At 62.4% G+C, this 13,569-nt stretch carries 14 protein-coding genes; 7 read left to right on the forward strand and 7 right to left on the reverse strand.

Translation table 11 applies throughout. The features are described 5' to 3' along the window. The first annotated feature begins 52 nt into the window (after nt 1-52). Nucleotides 53-1,003 carry a glycosyltransferase family 9 protein gene (locus tag ACFX4T_RS05170; protein WP_377651027.1) on the forward strand — a complete coding sequence of 317 codons (951 nt, stop codon included), beginning with the start codon at nt 53-55 and terminating at the stop codon, nt 1,001-1,003. Nucleotides 1,004-1,038: 35 nt separating this feature from the next. Here the strand turns inward: ACFX4T_RS05170 and ACFX4T_RS05175 are convergent, their stop codons facing one another. Next, complete coding sequence (locus tag ACFX4T_RS05175) at nt 1,039-1,812, reverse strand: sigma-70 family RNA polymerase sigma factor (RefSeq protein WP_223947493.1); 774 nt, start codon at nt 1,810-1,812, stop codon at nt 1,039-1,041. Nucleotides 1,813-1,954: 142 nt separating this feature from the next. On the opposite strand from ACFX4T_RS05175, the gene ACFX4T_RS05180 reads away from it, so the two are divergent. After that, nucleotides 1,955-2,695: a GAF and ANTAR domain-containing protein gene (locus tag ACFX4T_RS05180; protein WP_223947492.1), complete on the forward strand. Its 741-nt coding sequence runs from the start codon at nt 1,955-1,957 to the stop codon at nt 2,693-2,695. A 42-nt stretch (nt 2,696-2,737) separates the two neighbouring features. Beyond that, complete coding sequence (locus tag ACFX4T_RS05185; RefSeq protein ID WP_216924254.1) at nt 2,738-3,187, forward strand: SRPBCC family protein; 450 nt, start codon at nt 2,738-2,740, stop codon at nt 3,185-3,187. A 33-nt stretch (nt 3,188-3,220) separates the two neighbouring features. Here ACFX4T_RS05185 and ACFX4T_RS05190 read toward each other — a convergent pair whose 3' ends face one another. The 3 genes from ACFX4T_RS05190 to serS all read right to left on the reverse strand — a co-directional run bounded on the left by ACFX4T_RS05190 (nt 3,221) and on the right by serS (nt 6,735). Continuing rightward, nucleotides 3,221-4,066, reverse strand: coding sequence for an HAD family hydrolase (locus tag ACFX4T_RS05190; protein ID WP_223947491.1), 846 nt, complete (start codon nt 4,064-4,066; stop codon nt 3,221-3,223). Between the two features lie 158 nt (nt 4,067-4,224). Next, nucleotides 4,225-5,289: a hypothetical protein gene (locus tag ACFX4T_RS05195; RefSeq protein ID WP_377651028.1), complete on the reverse strand. Its 1,065-nt coding sequence runs from the start codon at nt 5,287-5,289 to the stop codon at nt 4,225-4,227. A gap of 165 nt (nt 5,290-5,454) precedes the next feature. Further along, nucleotides 5,455-6,735 carry a serine--tRNA ligase gene (serS, locus tag ACFX4T_RS05200; protein WP_377651029.1) on the reverse strand — a complete coding sequence of 427 codons (1,281 nt, stop codon included), beginning with the start codon at nt 6,733-6,735 and terminating at the stop codon, nt 5,455-5,457. Between the two features lie 112 nt (nt 6,736-6,847). Here serS and ACFX4T_RS05205 point away from each other — a divergent pair, with 112 nt between their 5' ends. Then, nucleotides 6,848-7,909 (forward strand): diacylglycerol/lipid kinase family protein, encoded by a 1,062-nt coding sequence (locus tag ACFX4T_RS05205; RefSeq protein ID WP_377651030.1) that lies wholly within the window; start codon nt 6,848-6,850, stop codon nt 7,907-7,909. Here the strand turns inward: ACFX4T_RS05205 and ACFX4T_RS05210 are convergent. The 3 genes from ACFX4T_RS05210 to ACFX4T_RS05220 all read right to left on the reverse strand — a co-directional run bounded on the left by ACFX4T_RS05210 (nt 7,906) and on the right by ACFX4T_RS05220 (nt 9,558). Next, nucleotides 7,906-8,136 carry a hypothetical protein gene (locus tag ACFX4T_RS05210; RefSeq protein ID WP_216924263.1) on the reverse strand — a complete coding sequence of 77 codons (231 nt, stop codon included), beginning with the start codon at nt 8,134-8,136 and terminating at the stop codon, nt 7,906-7,908. The genes ACFX4T_RS05205 and ACFX4T_RS05210 overlap by 4 nt on opposite strands. Before the next feature lie 119 nt (nt 8,137-8,255). Further along, nucleotides 8,256-9,185, reverse strand: a complete 930-nt coding sequence (gene pheA, locus ACFX4T_RS05215) for a prephenate dehydratase (protein WP_377651031.1) — start codon at nt 9,183-9,185, stop codon at nt 8,256-8,258. Nucleotides 9,186-9,231: 46 nt separating this feature from the next. Further along, nucleotides 9,232-9,558, reverse strand: a complete 327-nt coding sequence (locus ACFX4T_RS05220) for a rhodanese-like domain-containing protein (protein WP_216924267.1) — start codon at nt 9,556-9,558, stop codon at nt 9,232-9,234. Nucleotides 9,559-9,699: 141 nt separating this feature from the next. On the opposite strand from ACFX4T_RS05220, the gene ACFX4T_RS05225 reads away from it, so the two are divergent. The 3 genes from ACFX4T_RS05225 (at nt 9,700) to ACFX4T_RS05235 (ending at nt 13,429) form a co-directional block, all read left to right on the forward strand. Next, complete coding sequence (locus ACFX4T_RS05225) at nt 9,700-10,443, forward strand: Type 1 glutamine amidotransferase-like domain-containing protein (RefSeq protein ID WP_377651032.1); 744 nt, start codon at nt 9,700-9,702, stop codon at nt 10,441-10,443. Continuing rightward, nucleotides 10,436-11,866, forward strand: coding sequence for an amidase (locus ACFX4T_RS05230; RefSeq protein WP_377651033.1), 1,431 nt, complete (start codon nt 10,436-10,438; stop codon nt 11,864-11,866). Before ACFX4T_RS05225 ends, ACFX4T_RS05230 begins: the two co-directional genes overlap by 8 nt. A 63-nt stretch (nt 11,867-11,929) precedes the next feature. After that, the gene (locus ACFX4T_RS05235) at nt 11,930-13,429 is read left to right on the forward strand and encodes a peptide MFS transporter (RefSeq protein WP_223947484.1); all 1,500 of its coding nucleotides are present in this window, start codon (nt 11,930-11,932) and stop codon (nt 13,427-13,429) included. The last annotated feature ends 140 nt before the right edge of the window (nt 13,430-13,569 follow it).

Raw genomic sequence — 13,569 nt, forward strand, 5'->3', positions numbered from 1 at the left:
CCTGCGGCGTTGGCGTCCGCGTTGGCCGCTAGACTCCTAGCGGGAGGCCACCATGGACATCGTCGAAATGAACGGACAACCCCTGCTGCTTGCCTTGCGCGCCTTGAAACTAGGGGACCTCCTTGTTGCCGTTCCGGCGCTTCGCGGCCTGCGCCGGGCATTTCCCGAGCACCGCATTCTGTATGCGGCACCAGCCTGGATTGCCGAGGCCTTGGAACTGGTGGGCGGCATCGACCACCTGCCCACGCCGGGCCTTGATGATCCACTGGACATTCCCTCGGGCGCCGTGGACATCGCCGTGAACCTGCACGGGAACGGACCCGAAAGCCGCCAACGCATCGACGAACTTGGCGCAAGGCGGGTGCTCGCGTACCAAGCGCCGGGGTTGGACGGGCCCGAATGGATCACCGGCATTCCTGAGCGCGAGCGCTGGACACGACTCCTCAACTGGCACGGCATCGACGCCGATCCCCTGGATTATCGGCTCAACAGGCCAAGCGTTCCCTCACCCCGTCCAGGCGCCACGGTCATCCATGTAGGTGCGGCATATGGCAGCAGGCTCTGGCCCATTGAGCGATTCGCCGAAGTGGCGGTCGAGCTCTCCCGGGCAGGGCACGACGTCGTGCTGACCGGGGGCACGTCCGAGCGCGGGCGGGCAGTGGAGACTGCCGCCTTGGCAAACCTCAAAGGAGCAAACCTCGACGGCGGCGTGCTGGCCGGGCGGCAGGGCCTCGCAGAGTTTGCAGCGACCATTGCAGATGCTCGGCTCGTCGTTTCCGCGGACACCGGCGCGGCCCACCTGGCGTCCGCCTACGCCCGGCCCTCCGTGGTCCTGTTCGGCCCCGCTCCTGCTGAAGAATGGGGTCCGCCGCCTGGACCGCATGTGGTGCTTACCGCCGTCGAACTTCGCCGCGGTGACGTTTTCGCCGCCGATCCCGATCCCGCGCTCCTTGCCGTGACCGTCCGTGATGTGTTGGATGCGGTGGACGGGTTGGGCTGCTGAGTCCTGGGCACTTGGTGGTTTCGGCTGTTGTTTGCCTACTGAGCCGCCGTTCCGTCCTGGAGGTGCGCTTCCTCATCCAGCAACTGTGTCTGCAGGGACACCAGGATCTTGGAAAGCCGCCGCGAGACCTGCATTTGGGACATGCCCAGTGCCTCCGCGATGGTGGACTGCGTTTCCTCTCGGTAGTAGCGGCGATAGAGGAGGTGCCTGTCCTCAGGGCTCAGGCCCCGGATCGCATTGCGCAGGGCGAGCACGTCCTCCAGCCGGTCGGTCGGACATCCGAAAGCGGAAAGGCTTCCTTGGAGTCCGTCGCGGCCTTCCGCAGCGGGAGCATCCAGGGAATCCGGCCGTTTGCTGGTGCCGGCCATCAAGGCTTCCCTGACTTGGCAAGGTTCCAGGCGAAGGTCCGCCGCCACTTCCTCGGGGGTCGGAGTCCTCTGCAGGCTTTGCGTCAGTTCCTCCGTCCTGGCGAGCACTTGGCGCCGCACATCCTGGATGGGCCTCGGTGGGCGCACAACCCAGCAGTGATCGCGGAGATACCTCTTGACCTCGCCAGCGATGGTCGGAGCGGCGTAGGCGGGGAAGCTGACGCCTTTACTTTCGTCAAATCCTCGTGCCGCCTTGATCAAGCCCATGTACGCAACCTGCCGGACGTCGTCGAGGTCGTGCGTGTGGGCGGAATACCGGGCGGCAATGGATTTCGCGAGATTGAGATGGTCCAAAACCAAGCCGTCTTGGAAGCTTTGACGGATGGTACTCTCCGGCGCAGAAGGCCGGGTTTGGACGTCGTGTGGTCGGGTTTGTCGCATGTGGCTTCAATCCTTAGACCTGCTGGGGTGGGTGAGCCCACGGCAAGACTCCTTAAAAAGAGAAGCACACTTACTATTAGCTTTCAACGGGTATTCAGGACTACGCTCGAAGAGTAGCCTCATCCAGGGATCGGAGATCCACGTGGAAAACCAACAACTCACCGAACCGCATCTTGTAGCTGCGGAAATCCAGGATCTGCTTCTGGATACACCCGATGTGGAGGCCTTCCTCGGCGAGCTGGCGCGCCACTCAGCGGCGCTGTTCACCAAACCTGACAACGAAGTATTTTGCGGTATCACTCTGCTTCGGCATCGGGCCGCAGCCACAGTGGCAAGCAGCAGCGAACGGGCGCAGATGCTCGACGAACTCCAGTACCAATTCGCCGACGGCCCGTGTATCCATTGCTGCAGGCACGGCACACTGGTGCATATTCCGAACTTCGAAAAAGACAACACTTGGCCGGAGTACAACGACCTCGCCCTGGCGAATGGTGTTCATTCTGTGCTCGCCGTTCCTTTCCCGCTTACGGATGACACCGCCCGGGCAGGCTTGAACCTCTACTCCGAACGCCCCAACGGCTTCGACCAGGCCGCCGTTCAACGCGCCACTGATTATGTCCAGCAGGCATCCAAGGGCCTGCAACTGGCAGTGCTGATTGCGCAGCACAGCCAAACCGCCGCCAACCTTCGTGCGGCCATGGCATCCCGGACGGTCATCGACGTCGCCACAGGCATCATCATCGCCCAAAACAGATGCAGCCAAGCTGAAGCCGTTGAGCTCATCAAAAAAGCCTCCAGCAACCGGAACGTCAAGCTCCGGGACGTTGCACAGGCAATCGTCGACTCAGCCGGCGGCGGCCCGGTTCAATCCCATTTCACTTAACCCCCCACCTAGCCCACAACAATCCAAATCGAGGTGTCTCTCATGCAAACCGTCACGAAAGCCATCGAGGTAGAGGTACCAGTTTCGGTCGCCTACAACCAGTGGACCCAGTTCGAGAAGTTCCCCGAGTTCATGAGCGGCGTGGAGAACGTCCGCCAGATCAACGATTCAACGCTGCACTTCTCAACCAAGGTGGGCGGAGTCCGGCGCGAATATGATGCCCGCATCACCCAACAAGTTCCGGATTCCGTCATTGCGTGGGAGAGCATCGACGCACCACGTAACGCCGGCACAGTCCGCTTCGACAACCTCGGACCCCAGCACTGCGGCGTCAACGTGACACTGGAATGGGAGCCCGAAGGATTCGTGGAGAAGGCAGGCGCCGCGCTTTCCGCCGACGAGATGCAGGTGGCCGCGGACCTGGAGAAATTCAAGGAATTCATCGAGGACCGCGGCCAGGAAACGGGTGCTTGGCGGGGCCGGGTGGACTAACGCGCCCCGCCTCCGGGCTTAGCCGTGCGGCTGTTACAGGAGGCTGCGCAGTACCAGGGCGGCGCCGTCGTCGAATACTGACGCAGTGACCTCGTCCGCAACGGCGATCACTTCTTCGGGAGCCTGGCCCATGGCCACTCCCCTGCCGGCCCATGTCAGCATCTCGATGTCGTTGCGGCCATCGCCCACTGCCACCGTGTTGACCTGTTCCGTGCCGATCCTCTGGCGCAGTGCCTCCAGCGCACTGGCCTTCGTCACGCCCTCCGCTGCAATGTCCAGCCATGCAGTCCAACCCACCGAGTACGTCACGCCGGAAAGGCCGATGTGACGGATGGCGTGGTTGAAGTCGTCCGAGGTGTTGTCACTGCTGAAGACCACCACGCGTACGGCCGTGGCCTCCAACATGGTCTGGAAGTCCACGCCGATTGCCTCGACGCCAAAGCTGGCATCCTGGAAGCGCTCCGTGGAGAGGAAGTTCCCGTCTTCATCCTCCAGCGCGTACTTGGCGTTGGGGAGGCGTTCGCGCAGGGCCTTCAGCGCGGGAGCGGGATCGAACGTTGCCTTGTGGATGATTTCGTAGCCTGCGTTGAGGCCCGGATCCAGCCGGAGAGTAACGCCGCCATTGCAGCACACCGCGTAGCCACGTTCCAAGCCGATTTGCTCAATGATGGGGAGCGTTGCATTCAGCGACCGGCCGGTGGCGATCATGACGTCGTGTCCGCTCGCGACTACCTCCTGCGCAGCCGCCCTAACCTCTGGAGACATGTGGCCGTCGTGGTCCACGAGCGTGCCGTCAACGTCCAATGCGATCATGAGTTTGTTGTTGTTATTTGGCTGGTCATCGATGCCAGCAACTGGAGTGTCAGTCAAAATAGTCATGGTTCCAGTAGAGCAGACACCTCTGACACCGCACTAGGACCGGGGACACAGCACCGGATTAACGCCGCGTGAACACTCCGCGCGGCCCCCGCTGCCAGATCCCGCCCTTGTTCGCGGGTCCCTGCCTACAAGGTTGGGCGTTGCGAACAAGATGGGGCTCATCCTGGCCTGGGCAGGTTCCAGGGAATCCGTCCAGCATCTCGAGCCGGAGACAGGCCCCCTTGCAGCAATTTTCGGCGGAGCCTCTCCGGATTCTCCACATGAGGCCAACCCCAACGCACGAAACCGAATCCGAGGGCGCGAATCCGGTCCTCCCTCAGCTTCTCTTTGTACAGGATTTCCTCCGGCGAGGCGCCGTTCCTTAAGTCGGCATCGGTGTACTTTGCCTTGCCGTCGAACTCGCCCACAACACCCCGGAGGCTGCCACTGCCACCCACCGGCCACCAGAAATCACTTCGGCCGATGAAGCCTTCGATGTCGCTGAAGTCGTGTTGTAGTTCCGGTTGCTCAAAGCCCAAGTACTCAAATGCGGCCCGGCTGTAAGACTCACCGGCTGACTCGGATAACGGCGTGGCCAAGGACAAGGCAACTTCCGCACGACGACGGGCACTCGCGTTCTGATTCCCACGCACTGCGATCGCGATGCCGTCCACATCCATGAGGCTTCCATGAAGGTCCAGCCTGCCCTGTTTCCACATTTCCCGCGCAGCTCCGTCGGCCACCACGAGGGACTGACTAAGGCGTGACGTAAATGCTACGTCCAAGACAGTTTGCACCAGGGCAGTGCACGCATACCCTCCCACCATGTCAGGATTTCGCTCTTTGCCCAGGTGAAATAGCAGAGGAAACCCACCCTCTTGGCGGATCTTCCGCGCCGCCGGGCTCTGCCCAAGGACAGACAGGGTGGGTCGGCCGCGACCCGATCTGCTGGAAGCTGCCGTTATACATTCCACATGGGTCGGCGTGCGCAGAACGGGTATTCCCATCGCGAAAGCCGCAGTTTCACGGCACAGAATCAAGCCAGGTACAGCCCGGGATGCTGCGGCCAACGACCACGCGAAGCGGTCCCAGGGTTTGGCTTCGAGCCAGCGGGACATCTCCACGTAGTAGCCCCGCCGGACCCGCACCAATTCGCCGGCGCGGAATTTCCGATGGATGGAGTCCGTGGTGATTCCCGTTCGCAGGAGTGCGGGAGTCTCAATGAGGCCAGGAGGTATGTTCATCGCTCCACTGTGCCTGCAACGATTCCCTGCCTCTGGACCGGAAAACCCCTATGTGGACAACGGGACCTGTGGAGGACAAGTGGCAGCAAAAAATCCCGCTCTTGTTCGCTGCTCCCGACCTACAAGGGCGGGTGAAACGAACAAGGGCGGGATCCGCGGAGAGAACTACAGGACCGGCAGAACCTCAAGCCCACCAATGTACTTCTGCAGCGCCTTGGGAACGTTGACCGAGCCGTCCGGGTTCTGGTGGTGCTCCAACAGCGCAACGATCCAGCGGGTGGTGGCAAGGGTGCCATTCAGGGTTGCCACAGCGCGGGTACCCTTGGCAACGCCTTCCTCGTTGATCACGCGTTCGCGGATGTTCAGGCGACGGGCCTGGAACGTGGTGCAGTTGGAGGTGGACGTGAGCTCGCGGTAGGCGTTCTGGGTAGGAACCCAGGCTTCGCAATCGAACTTGCGGGCCGCGGACATGCCTAGGTCGCCCGCAGCTGTGTCGATCACGCGGTACGGAAGCTCGCACTTGGCCAGCATTTCCTCTTCCCAGGCAAGCAGGCGTTCGTGCTCTGCCGCGGCTTCTTCAACCGTGGTGTAAATGAACATCTCCACTTTGTTGAACTGGTGCACACGGATGATGCCCCTGGTGTCCTTGCCGTGCGAACCGGCCTCTCGGCGGTAGCAGGAGCTCTGGCCGGCGTAGCGGATGGGGCCGGCGGAGAGGTCCAGGATCTCGTCTGCGTGGTAGCCGGCGAGGGCCACCTCCGAGGTTCCCACAAGGTAAAGGTCGTCTTCAGCGAGACGGTAGATCTCGGCGTCGTGCTTTACGTCAAAGCCTGTGCCCTGCATGGTCTCCGGGCGCACCAAAGTGGGCGTAATCATCGGGACGAAGCCTGCGTCGATGGCCTGGTCCATGGCCATCTGCAGGAGCGCCATTTCCAGGCGGGCGCCAACGCCGCGGAGGAAGTAGAAGCGCGCGCCCGAGACCTTGGCGCCGCGTTCCATGTCGATCGCGCCGATAAGTTCGCCGATTTCCAGATGGTCCTTCGGCTCGAAATCCGTGAATTCGCGCGGCGTGCCCACCGTCTTGACCACAACGTAATCGTCCTCGCCGCCCTCGGGAACGCCATCCACGATCAGGTTGGGGATGGCGCGGAGGAGCTCTTCCTGCTTGGCTTGGGCAGCAGCGGCTTCGGCGGAAGCGGCCTTCACCGAGTTGGCCAGTTCCTTGACCTCGGCCAGCAGGGCCTGCTTTTCCTCGCCCCTTGCCTGGGCAACCTTCTTGCCGAAGGCGTTCTGCTCGGCGCGGAGGGTCTCATGGCGGATCAGCGCGGCGCGGCGATCGGAGTCTGCGGAGATGATCGCGTCCACAACAGACTCGTCGGCGCCACGGGCGCGCTGGCTGGCACGGAACTTGTCCGGATTTTCGCTGAGGTCTTTTACGTCGATCACCACACAAGAGTATCGAATGGGCCGCTGATTTCCCGTGCGGACGCTGCAGCGCGCAAGCGCCGAGAGAACATCGTGAAATCAGCACTACCCGGGACGATAGTGTTGGAGCACCATGAGCGACTGGATCCTGTACGTGATTCTCGCTGGGGGCGTGGCGTTTGCCGTCTCCAGTTGGTGGGGTGTGCGCCGATTGAGAGCACGTCACATCAGGAGCGCGGTTCGGGAGGACACCCACAAGCCGGAGCCAGGGCACCAGAAAGTTGCGGTCATCCTCAACCCGGTGAAAAACAAGTCGCTCGAGGCCCGGCAGGCGATCATCGACGCCTGCGACCTCGCCGGTTGGGACAGCCCGAAATTCTTTGAAACCACTGTTGAGGATCCCGGGTACGGGCAGTCCCGCCAAGCGCTGGAGTACGGGGCCGACGTCGTTCTTGCGTGCGGCGGCGACGGCACAGTGCGTGTGGTGGCTGAGTCGCTGGCGCATAAGGGCGTGGCGATGGGCCTCATTCCGCTGGGCACCGGCAACCTCCTGGCCCGCAATGTCGATCTGGACGTCAACGACATCGCCGACTGCATCCAGATCGCCCTCTTTGGGCATCAGCGCTTTATTGACACCGCCAGCATGGCCATAGACAACGGCATTACCGGAGAATCGTCCACCCATACGTTCCTTGTGATCGCCGGAATGGGCCTGGACGCCGAGGTTTTGGGCGATACCAAGGAAGACCTGAAGAAGAGCGTGGGTTGGCTGGCCTACACAGAGGCGGGAGTCCGGCATCTCCCCGGCCGCCGCAAGCGCGTCACCATCACCATGGATGACCAGCCGGAACAGGCCCGGAAAATCCGCAGCGTGCTTTTCGCCAACTGTGGCCTGATTCCGGGAGGTATTGATTTCATCCCGGAAGCCATGATCGACGACGGCATGCTGGATATCGTCGTCATGAGCCCCCGCAGCGCCCTCGGATGGATCGCCATGTATGCGAAGATCCTGTTCAAGCACAAGCGGAATTTGCCGGTGATGAATTTCTATCGCTCCGGCAAGGTCACCATTCGCAGCCAGGAACCCATGGCGACGCAACTCGACGGCGACCCCGCGGGCGAGGCCACGGAGGTCACCGTTCAGGTCCAGCCGGGTTCACTATTGGTGCGGGTACCGAAGGCTCAAACCCCCTAGACTGCGCCCTTCTCCGGCTGCGCCGCATTCGCCGCGGCTGCTTCAGCCGCCGCCTTCGCTGCAGCCCGGGCCTCGGCCTGCTCACGGATCATCGCTTGTTCTTCTTCAAAACGGAGTCGATCCGCGCGGTCAGCTTCGTCGCCGTCCCAGTCGTCCTTGTTCTCGCCGGAGGGCTTGGGATTGACGATCATGCCCTGGCCGTCTTTGTCATCTCGGTGGACAGACATGACCGCTCCCTTCTTTTTGGCATTCATCCATCGTTTATGGATCAGGCAAGCATACGCACACTTGCATCAACGCGAAAGGGGTTGAAGGTTCAATAATTTAGCGCCGGAGACAGCGCCGCCTAGCCCCTAAGAATCGACTGGACCCACGCATGAGCGGAGGCAAAGGCGGCGTCCGAAGTGTGTGGCGCAACCACCGCAGCTTGCTTATCGGCGCGCGCGTACGAGCCCAGGAAACGGGTTGCCGGGCTGATTCTGTGAAGACCCGCCAAGGCATCAGCAACACGGGAATCCGACGCATGGCCGTCGGCATCGATGCTGAAGAAGTAGTGGCCAAGGTACTGGCCGGTGGGGCGTGATTCGATCCGGCTCAGGTTGACCCCTCGCGAAGCGAACTGTTCCAGGATTTCCATGAGTGCACCCGGGTGGTCTTCCGGCAGCGGGACAACAACCGTGGTCTTGTCCGCACCCGTGCGTTCGGGCAAAGTACCCGGCCGGCTCACTAGGATAAAGCGGGTGACTGCGTCCGGGTTGTCGCCGATGTTTTCGGCCAGAACGTTTAGCCCGGGCTGCTCCCCCGCAATCAGCGGTGCGCAAATAGCGGCGTCGTAGTGGGCATCTCCTTCCAGGAGGCCCATGGCCGATGCCGCGGTAGAGGAACCGGGGACATAATCCGCGTTCGGAATGTTTTCCTCCACCCAGAGGCGGCATTGGGCCCACGCGTGGCCGTGCGTGGAGATGCGCTTTATGTCTGAAACCACGACGCCGGGTCTCGCCACGAGGACGAAGGTAATGGGAACGAGGGCCTCGCGGATGATGCGGAGTTCCGGACCGGTGGCAATGGCATCCAGGGTGGCAGTCACGCCACCCTCCACCGAGTTTTCGATGGGAACCATGGCGGCGTCGGCCTCACCGTTGCGCACCCGCTCGAGCGCCGTGTTCACGTTGGTGCAAGGAATGCGGGAGGCATCAGCGGCGCCGGGGACCTGCATGAGGGCGGTCTCAGTGAACGTTCCCTCCGGCCCCAGGAACGTGTAGGTGAGTGCTGACATTGAATATTCCTTGCTGGTTATATGCGCGGGACGGGCTTACCGGACGTTAAAGAACCACTGGTTTGAGACCGTTGTCCGAGACCATTGGCCGGCCGGCTTCGAACCACATGTCCATGCCACCGGCGACATTCACCGCTGAGTAGCCCTGGCCCACGAGCCACTGGACTACGCGGAAGGAACGGCCACCGGTACGGCAGATGACGAAGAGATCGTCATCGGGATCCAGTTCATCCAGGCGGGCCGGCAGCTGGTCCATAGGGATATGCCGTGCGCCCTCAGCGTGTCCGGCAACCCATTCATAGTCCTCACGAACGTCCAGGATGCTGGCATCAGCCGGAATATCGCCCACAGGCACGGTTTCGAAGTCGCTCATGGCGGTTCCTTCCCATCGATTCAGGTCATCATCCAGCCTAGTCGCAGCAGCCACGAAGCGGGACGCCGCTTGCGCCCCGCGGTTGCGACACTAAGACTGGGACGCAAAGACTCCCATGAATCGGCTGTTAGGAGCAGGACCATGGCGGCTGGCCAACCCACCATCCTCGCAACATCCGGCGGTTACAAGCCAGGCAGCCGGACCCGCATCGAGTTCGACCACCTCATGCACTACGCCGTGGAGTTATCCGGGGTAAGTGGCCGTGCACCCCGCGTGACCCACATTGGTACTGCATCAGGTGACCAACGCTGGTGGGCGGCAGAGATGGATCAGGCGGCCCGCATTGCCGGATTTGATTTCGCTCATCTCAACCTCTTCACCATGCCCAATATTGAGGACCCCGAAGCGCATCTTCTGGAGCAGGACGTGGTGTGGGTCCACGGTGGTTCGGTGGTCAACCTGCTTGCCGTATGGCGGGCACACGGTCTGGATGGAATTTTGCGGAAGGCTTGGGAAAGCGGCGTGGTCCTGGCCGGGGTTTCCGCGGGTTCCATCTGTTGGTTCAAGAGCGGCGTGACGGATTCCTTCGGCCCTGAATTGCAGCCCGTGACCAATGCGCTTGGCTTCCTTCCCTATGCCAACGGCGTCCATTACGATTCCGAACCACGCCGTGCTCCTGCCATCCACAAGCTCGTGGCCAACGGCACGCTGGGCGAGGCGCATTGCACGGACGACGGCGTGGGCCTGGTTTACCAGGGCACCAAGCTCGTGGAGGTGGTGTCCGAAGTCAAGAACAAGGCCGCTTTCCGGGTTACTGCCGGTGCTGGCGAAAGCGTTGACGCCATCGCTGTGGAGGAACGGTTGGAGTCTCGTTTCCTTGGTTGATCTCTCCCCGCAGGCCCTCACGGCTGTGGCGCTTCGCGATGCCCTCGCAGCCGGCGAGCTCTCGGCACGGGATGCCGCCGACCATTTCCTGTCCGTCATCGAGGCCCGCAACAAGCATTTGGGCGCTTTCATTACTGTTACCGCAGAGCAAGCGATGGCCGATGCCAGCACCGCGGACAACCTCCGTTCGAAACTGCGCCGCGAGGGCCGCCTCTCCGAATTGCCGCTGCTGCATGGCGTGCCCTTGGCGTTCAAAGACCTTACGGACGTAGCCGGCGTTCCCACCACCCACGGCAGCGCCGCTTTGGAGCACAAACCTGCGCCGGAGGACGGCGCCCTCGCAGCCACTTTGAAAGGCCAAGGCGCCATCTCGCTGGGCAAGACGCAAGTTCCGGAGTTCGGGCTCACCGCGTACAGCGAAAACCGCATTGCACCGCCGTCGCGCAATCCCCATTCCTTAAGCCGAAGTTCCGGCGGGTCGTCGGGCGGAAGCGCTGCGGCCGTGGCAGCTGGGATGGTTCCGTTCGCTCCCGGGACCGACGGCGGCGGTTCCATCCGGATTCCCGCCGGCGCCTGTGGACTGATGGGGCTCAAGCCGGGGCGCGGCGTGGTGCCATCGGGAGCGAGCGCGGGCGATGCAGCTAAATTGGTGGTCGCCGGACCGTTGGCACGCACGGCGGCGGACGCTGCCCTGCTGATGGACGCGCTGGTCCCCCGCGAACAAGCGCCCGACGGCGGTTATCTCGCCAACGTTGATCACGCTCCAATGCCACTCAAGGTGGGCGTGAGCCTGGATAGCCCATGGGCCGGAGTGTTCCCTTTCGAGGTGGAACAGGAAGCATTGGACGCCCTTGCGCGGGGAATCAAGCTACTTGAGGAGGCGGGGCACCGTGTTGCGGAAGCGGAGGTCCGCTACGACAACCGCTACCCCGAGGCGTTCACCGCAGCCTGGACTGCCGGCGTCGGGAGCGCCCGAATAGCACCCCAGCGCGAGGCGCTTCTAACCCCGCTCACGCGGACATTCCGTCGTCGTGCGCAGCAGCGCAGCGCGTTGAAGGTCAATGAAGCCCTCGGTTTCCTGCGGCAGTTCGAGCACGACACGATCGCACAATACGCAGAATGGGACGTCATCCTCATGCCCACGCTGGCGCAGACACCGCGCCCGATCGGCTGGTTTACGGGCGGCGGCCACAGCAGCGAACCTTGGCCGAGCGAGTGGGCCGGTGACGCGGACGAGGACTACAGAAGACAGTGCGAGTACGCGCCTTGGTCCTCCATGGTCAATGTGTGCGGATTGCCGGCGATAAGCATTCCTGTGTTTCTTACGGAGAGCGGACTGCCGATGGGTATCCAGCTCATTGGCAAAATGGGATCTGAGCTGCAGCTTCTTCAGCTCGCCGCGGTTCTGGAGGCCTTTCCGTAAGCGGGTTTGGGTGGGTGTCTACCATATGGAAAGTGGTTGCCATGGGCATCCATCGATGTGACAATGCCCGCAGTCAATGCCAGCATTGAGGAAATGAGCACACCTCTAACCACGGCTACGCCCCAAAAACCATCGGGCGATACGTCATTCTTCGGCCACCCAAAGATGCTGGCCAGCCTCTTCTCCGTGGAGATGTGGGAGCGATTCTCCTTCTACGGCATGCAGGGCATCCTGCTTTACTACATGTACTTCACCGCGGACCAAGGCGGGCTTTCCATCGACAAGGGCCTCGCCGCAGGCTTGGTCGGCGCGTATGGCGGCGGCGTTTACTTGTCCACGATTCTGGGCGCCTGGCTTGCCGACCGTCTCTTTGGCTCTGAAAAAGTCCTCTTCGGCTCCGCCCTCATGATCATGGCCGGCCACATCGCACTGGCCCTCCTGCCCGGTATTCCCGGATTGATCGCAGGCCTGGTGCTTGTGGGGATCGGCTCCGGTGGCCTGAAGGCCAACGCGACGGCGCTGGTCGGCAGCCTGTACGGCGAGAAGGACGAACGCCGCGACGCCGGTTTCTCCATCTTCTACATGGGCATCAACATCGGCGGGCTCATCGGCCCGCTGGTCACCGGCTGGCTCCAGGAGAGCAACGGCTTCCACTGGGGCTTCGGCGCAGCGGCAGTGGGCATGGCGATCGGCCTGGTCATCTACTCGCTGGGCCGCAACAAGCTTCCCGAGGAAGCCCACCGCGTTCCCAACCCGCTCCCGGCTGCTGACCGCACCCGGTACGGGCTGATTTTCCTGGGCATCCTGATCGTGATCGGCGTACTGCTCGGCACGGGCACCGTTAACGCTGACAACCTGGCACGCAGCATGGCCTACGCTGCCATCGGGGCCTCGGTGATTTACCTTTTCCTGATCTTCCGCAGCGCCAAAGTCACAGGCTTGGAGCGCAAACGCGTGCTGGCCTTCATCCCGCTGTACATCGCATCGGCCGCGTTCTGGGCACTGTTCCAGCAGCAGTTCACGTTCATCGCCGTCTACTCCGAGGAGAAACTGGACCGCAACCTGTTCGGTTGGGAAATGCCAGCCGCATGGGTCCAGTCCATCAACCCTGTGTTCATCATCATCTTCGCCGGTGTCATGGCAGCCCTGTGGACCAAGCTTGGTTCCAAGCAGCCGAGTTCCCCGCTGAAGTTCTCGGCAGGCCTGCTCATCATGGGCCTGGCGTTCCTTGCGTTCATCCCGCTGGCTGGCGAGGGCAAGACACCGCTGCTGGCGCTGGTAGGAATCCTGTTCCTGTTCACCCTGGCAGAGCTCTTCCTCTCCCCCATTGGCCTATCCGTGAGCACCAAACTCGCCCCGCAGGCTTTCCACACCCAGATGGTGGCGCTGTTTTTCCTGTCCGTCTCCCTGGGCACCACGCTGGCAGGCATCCTTGCGGGCCTTTACAACCCCGACGACGAACTCCCGTACTTCCTGGGCATCGGCGGTGTGGCTGTGGTGTTGGCTGTGGCCCTCGCCGCTGGATCCCCGGCCATCAAGAAGTTGATGGGTGGGGTGCGGTAGCTGGCTTTCGGGCCTTCGAATTCCGGCGTCGCTCACGCCAGCTGACCGACCCGGTTTGCGCTTAACAACGACGGCGACCCTTACGCTCGGGGGGATTTCCACCTGACGTAAGGGTCGCCGTCGTACGCGTTTGCGGACAG

The sequence above is a fragment of the Paenarthrobacter sp. YIM B13468 genome (genome assembly GCF_042788025.1).
GTDB classification, from domain to species: domain Bacteria; phylum Actinomycetota; class Actinomycetes; order Actinomycetales; family Micrococcaceae; genus Arthrobacter; species Arthrobacter aromaticivorans.

Coding starts and splice junctions, on each gene's coding strand:
- ACFX4T_RS05170 (WP_377651027.1), top strand. CDS start 53: ATGGACATCGTCGAAATGAACGGACAACCCCTGCTGCTTGCCTTGCGC.
- ACFX4T_RS05175 (WP_223947493.1), bottom strand. CDS start 1,812: ATGCGACAAACCCGACCACACGACGTCCAAACCCGGCCTTCTGCGCCG.
- ACFX4T_RS05185 (WP_216924254.1), top strand. CDS start 2,738: ATGCAAACCGTCACGAAAGCCATCGAGGTAGAGGTACCAGTTTCGGTC.
- ACFX4T_RS05190 (WP_223947491.1), bottom strand. CDS start 4,066: ATGACTATTTTGACTGACACTCCAGTTGCTGGCATCGATGACCAGCCA.
- ACFX4T_RS05195 (WP_377651028.1), bottom strand. CDS start 5,289: ATGAACATACCTCCTGGCCTCATTGAGACTCCCGCACTCCTGCGAACG.
- ACFX4T_RS05205 (WP_377651030.1), top strand. CDS start 6,848: ATGAGCGACTGGATCCTGTACGTGATTCTCGCTGGGGGCGTGGCGTTT.
- ACFX4T_RS05210 (WP_216924263.1), bottom strand. CDS start 8,136: ATGTCTGTCCACCGAGATGACAAAGACGGCCAGGGCATGATCGTCAAT.
- pheA (WP_377651031.1), bottom strand. CDS start 9,185: ATGTCAGCACTCACCTACACGTTCCTGGGGCCGGAGGGAACGTTCACT.
- ACFX4T_RS05220 (WP_216924267.1), bottom strand. CDS start 9,558: ATGAGCGACTTCGAAACCGTGCCTGTGGGCGATATTCCGGCTGATGCC.
- ACFX4T_RS05225 (WP_377651032.1), top strand. CDS start 9,700: ATGGCGGCTGGCCAACCCACCATCCTCGCAACATCCGGCGGTTACAAG.
- ACFX4T_RS05235 (WP_223947484.1), top strand. CDS start 11,930: ATGCCCGCAGTCAATGCCAGCATTGAGGAAATGAGCACACCTCTAACC.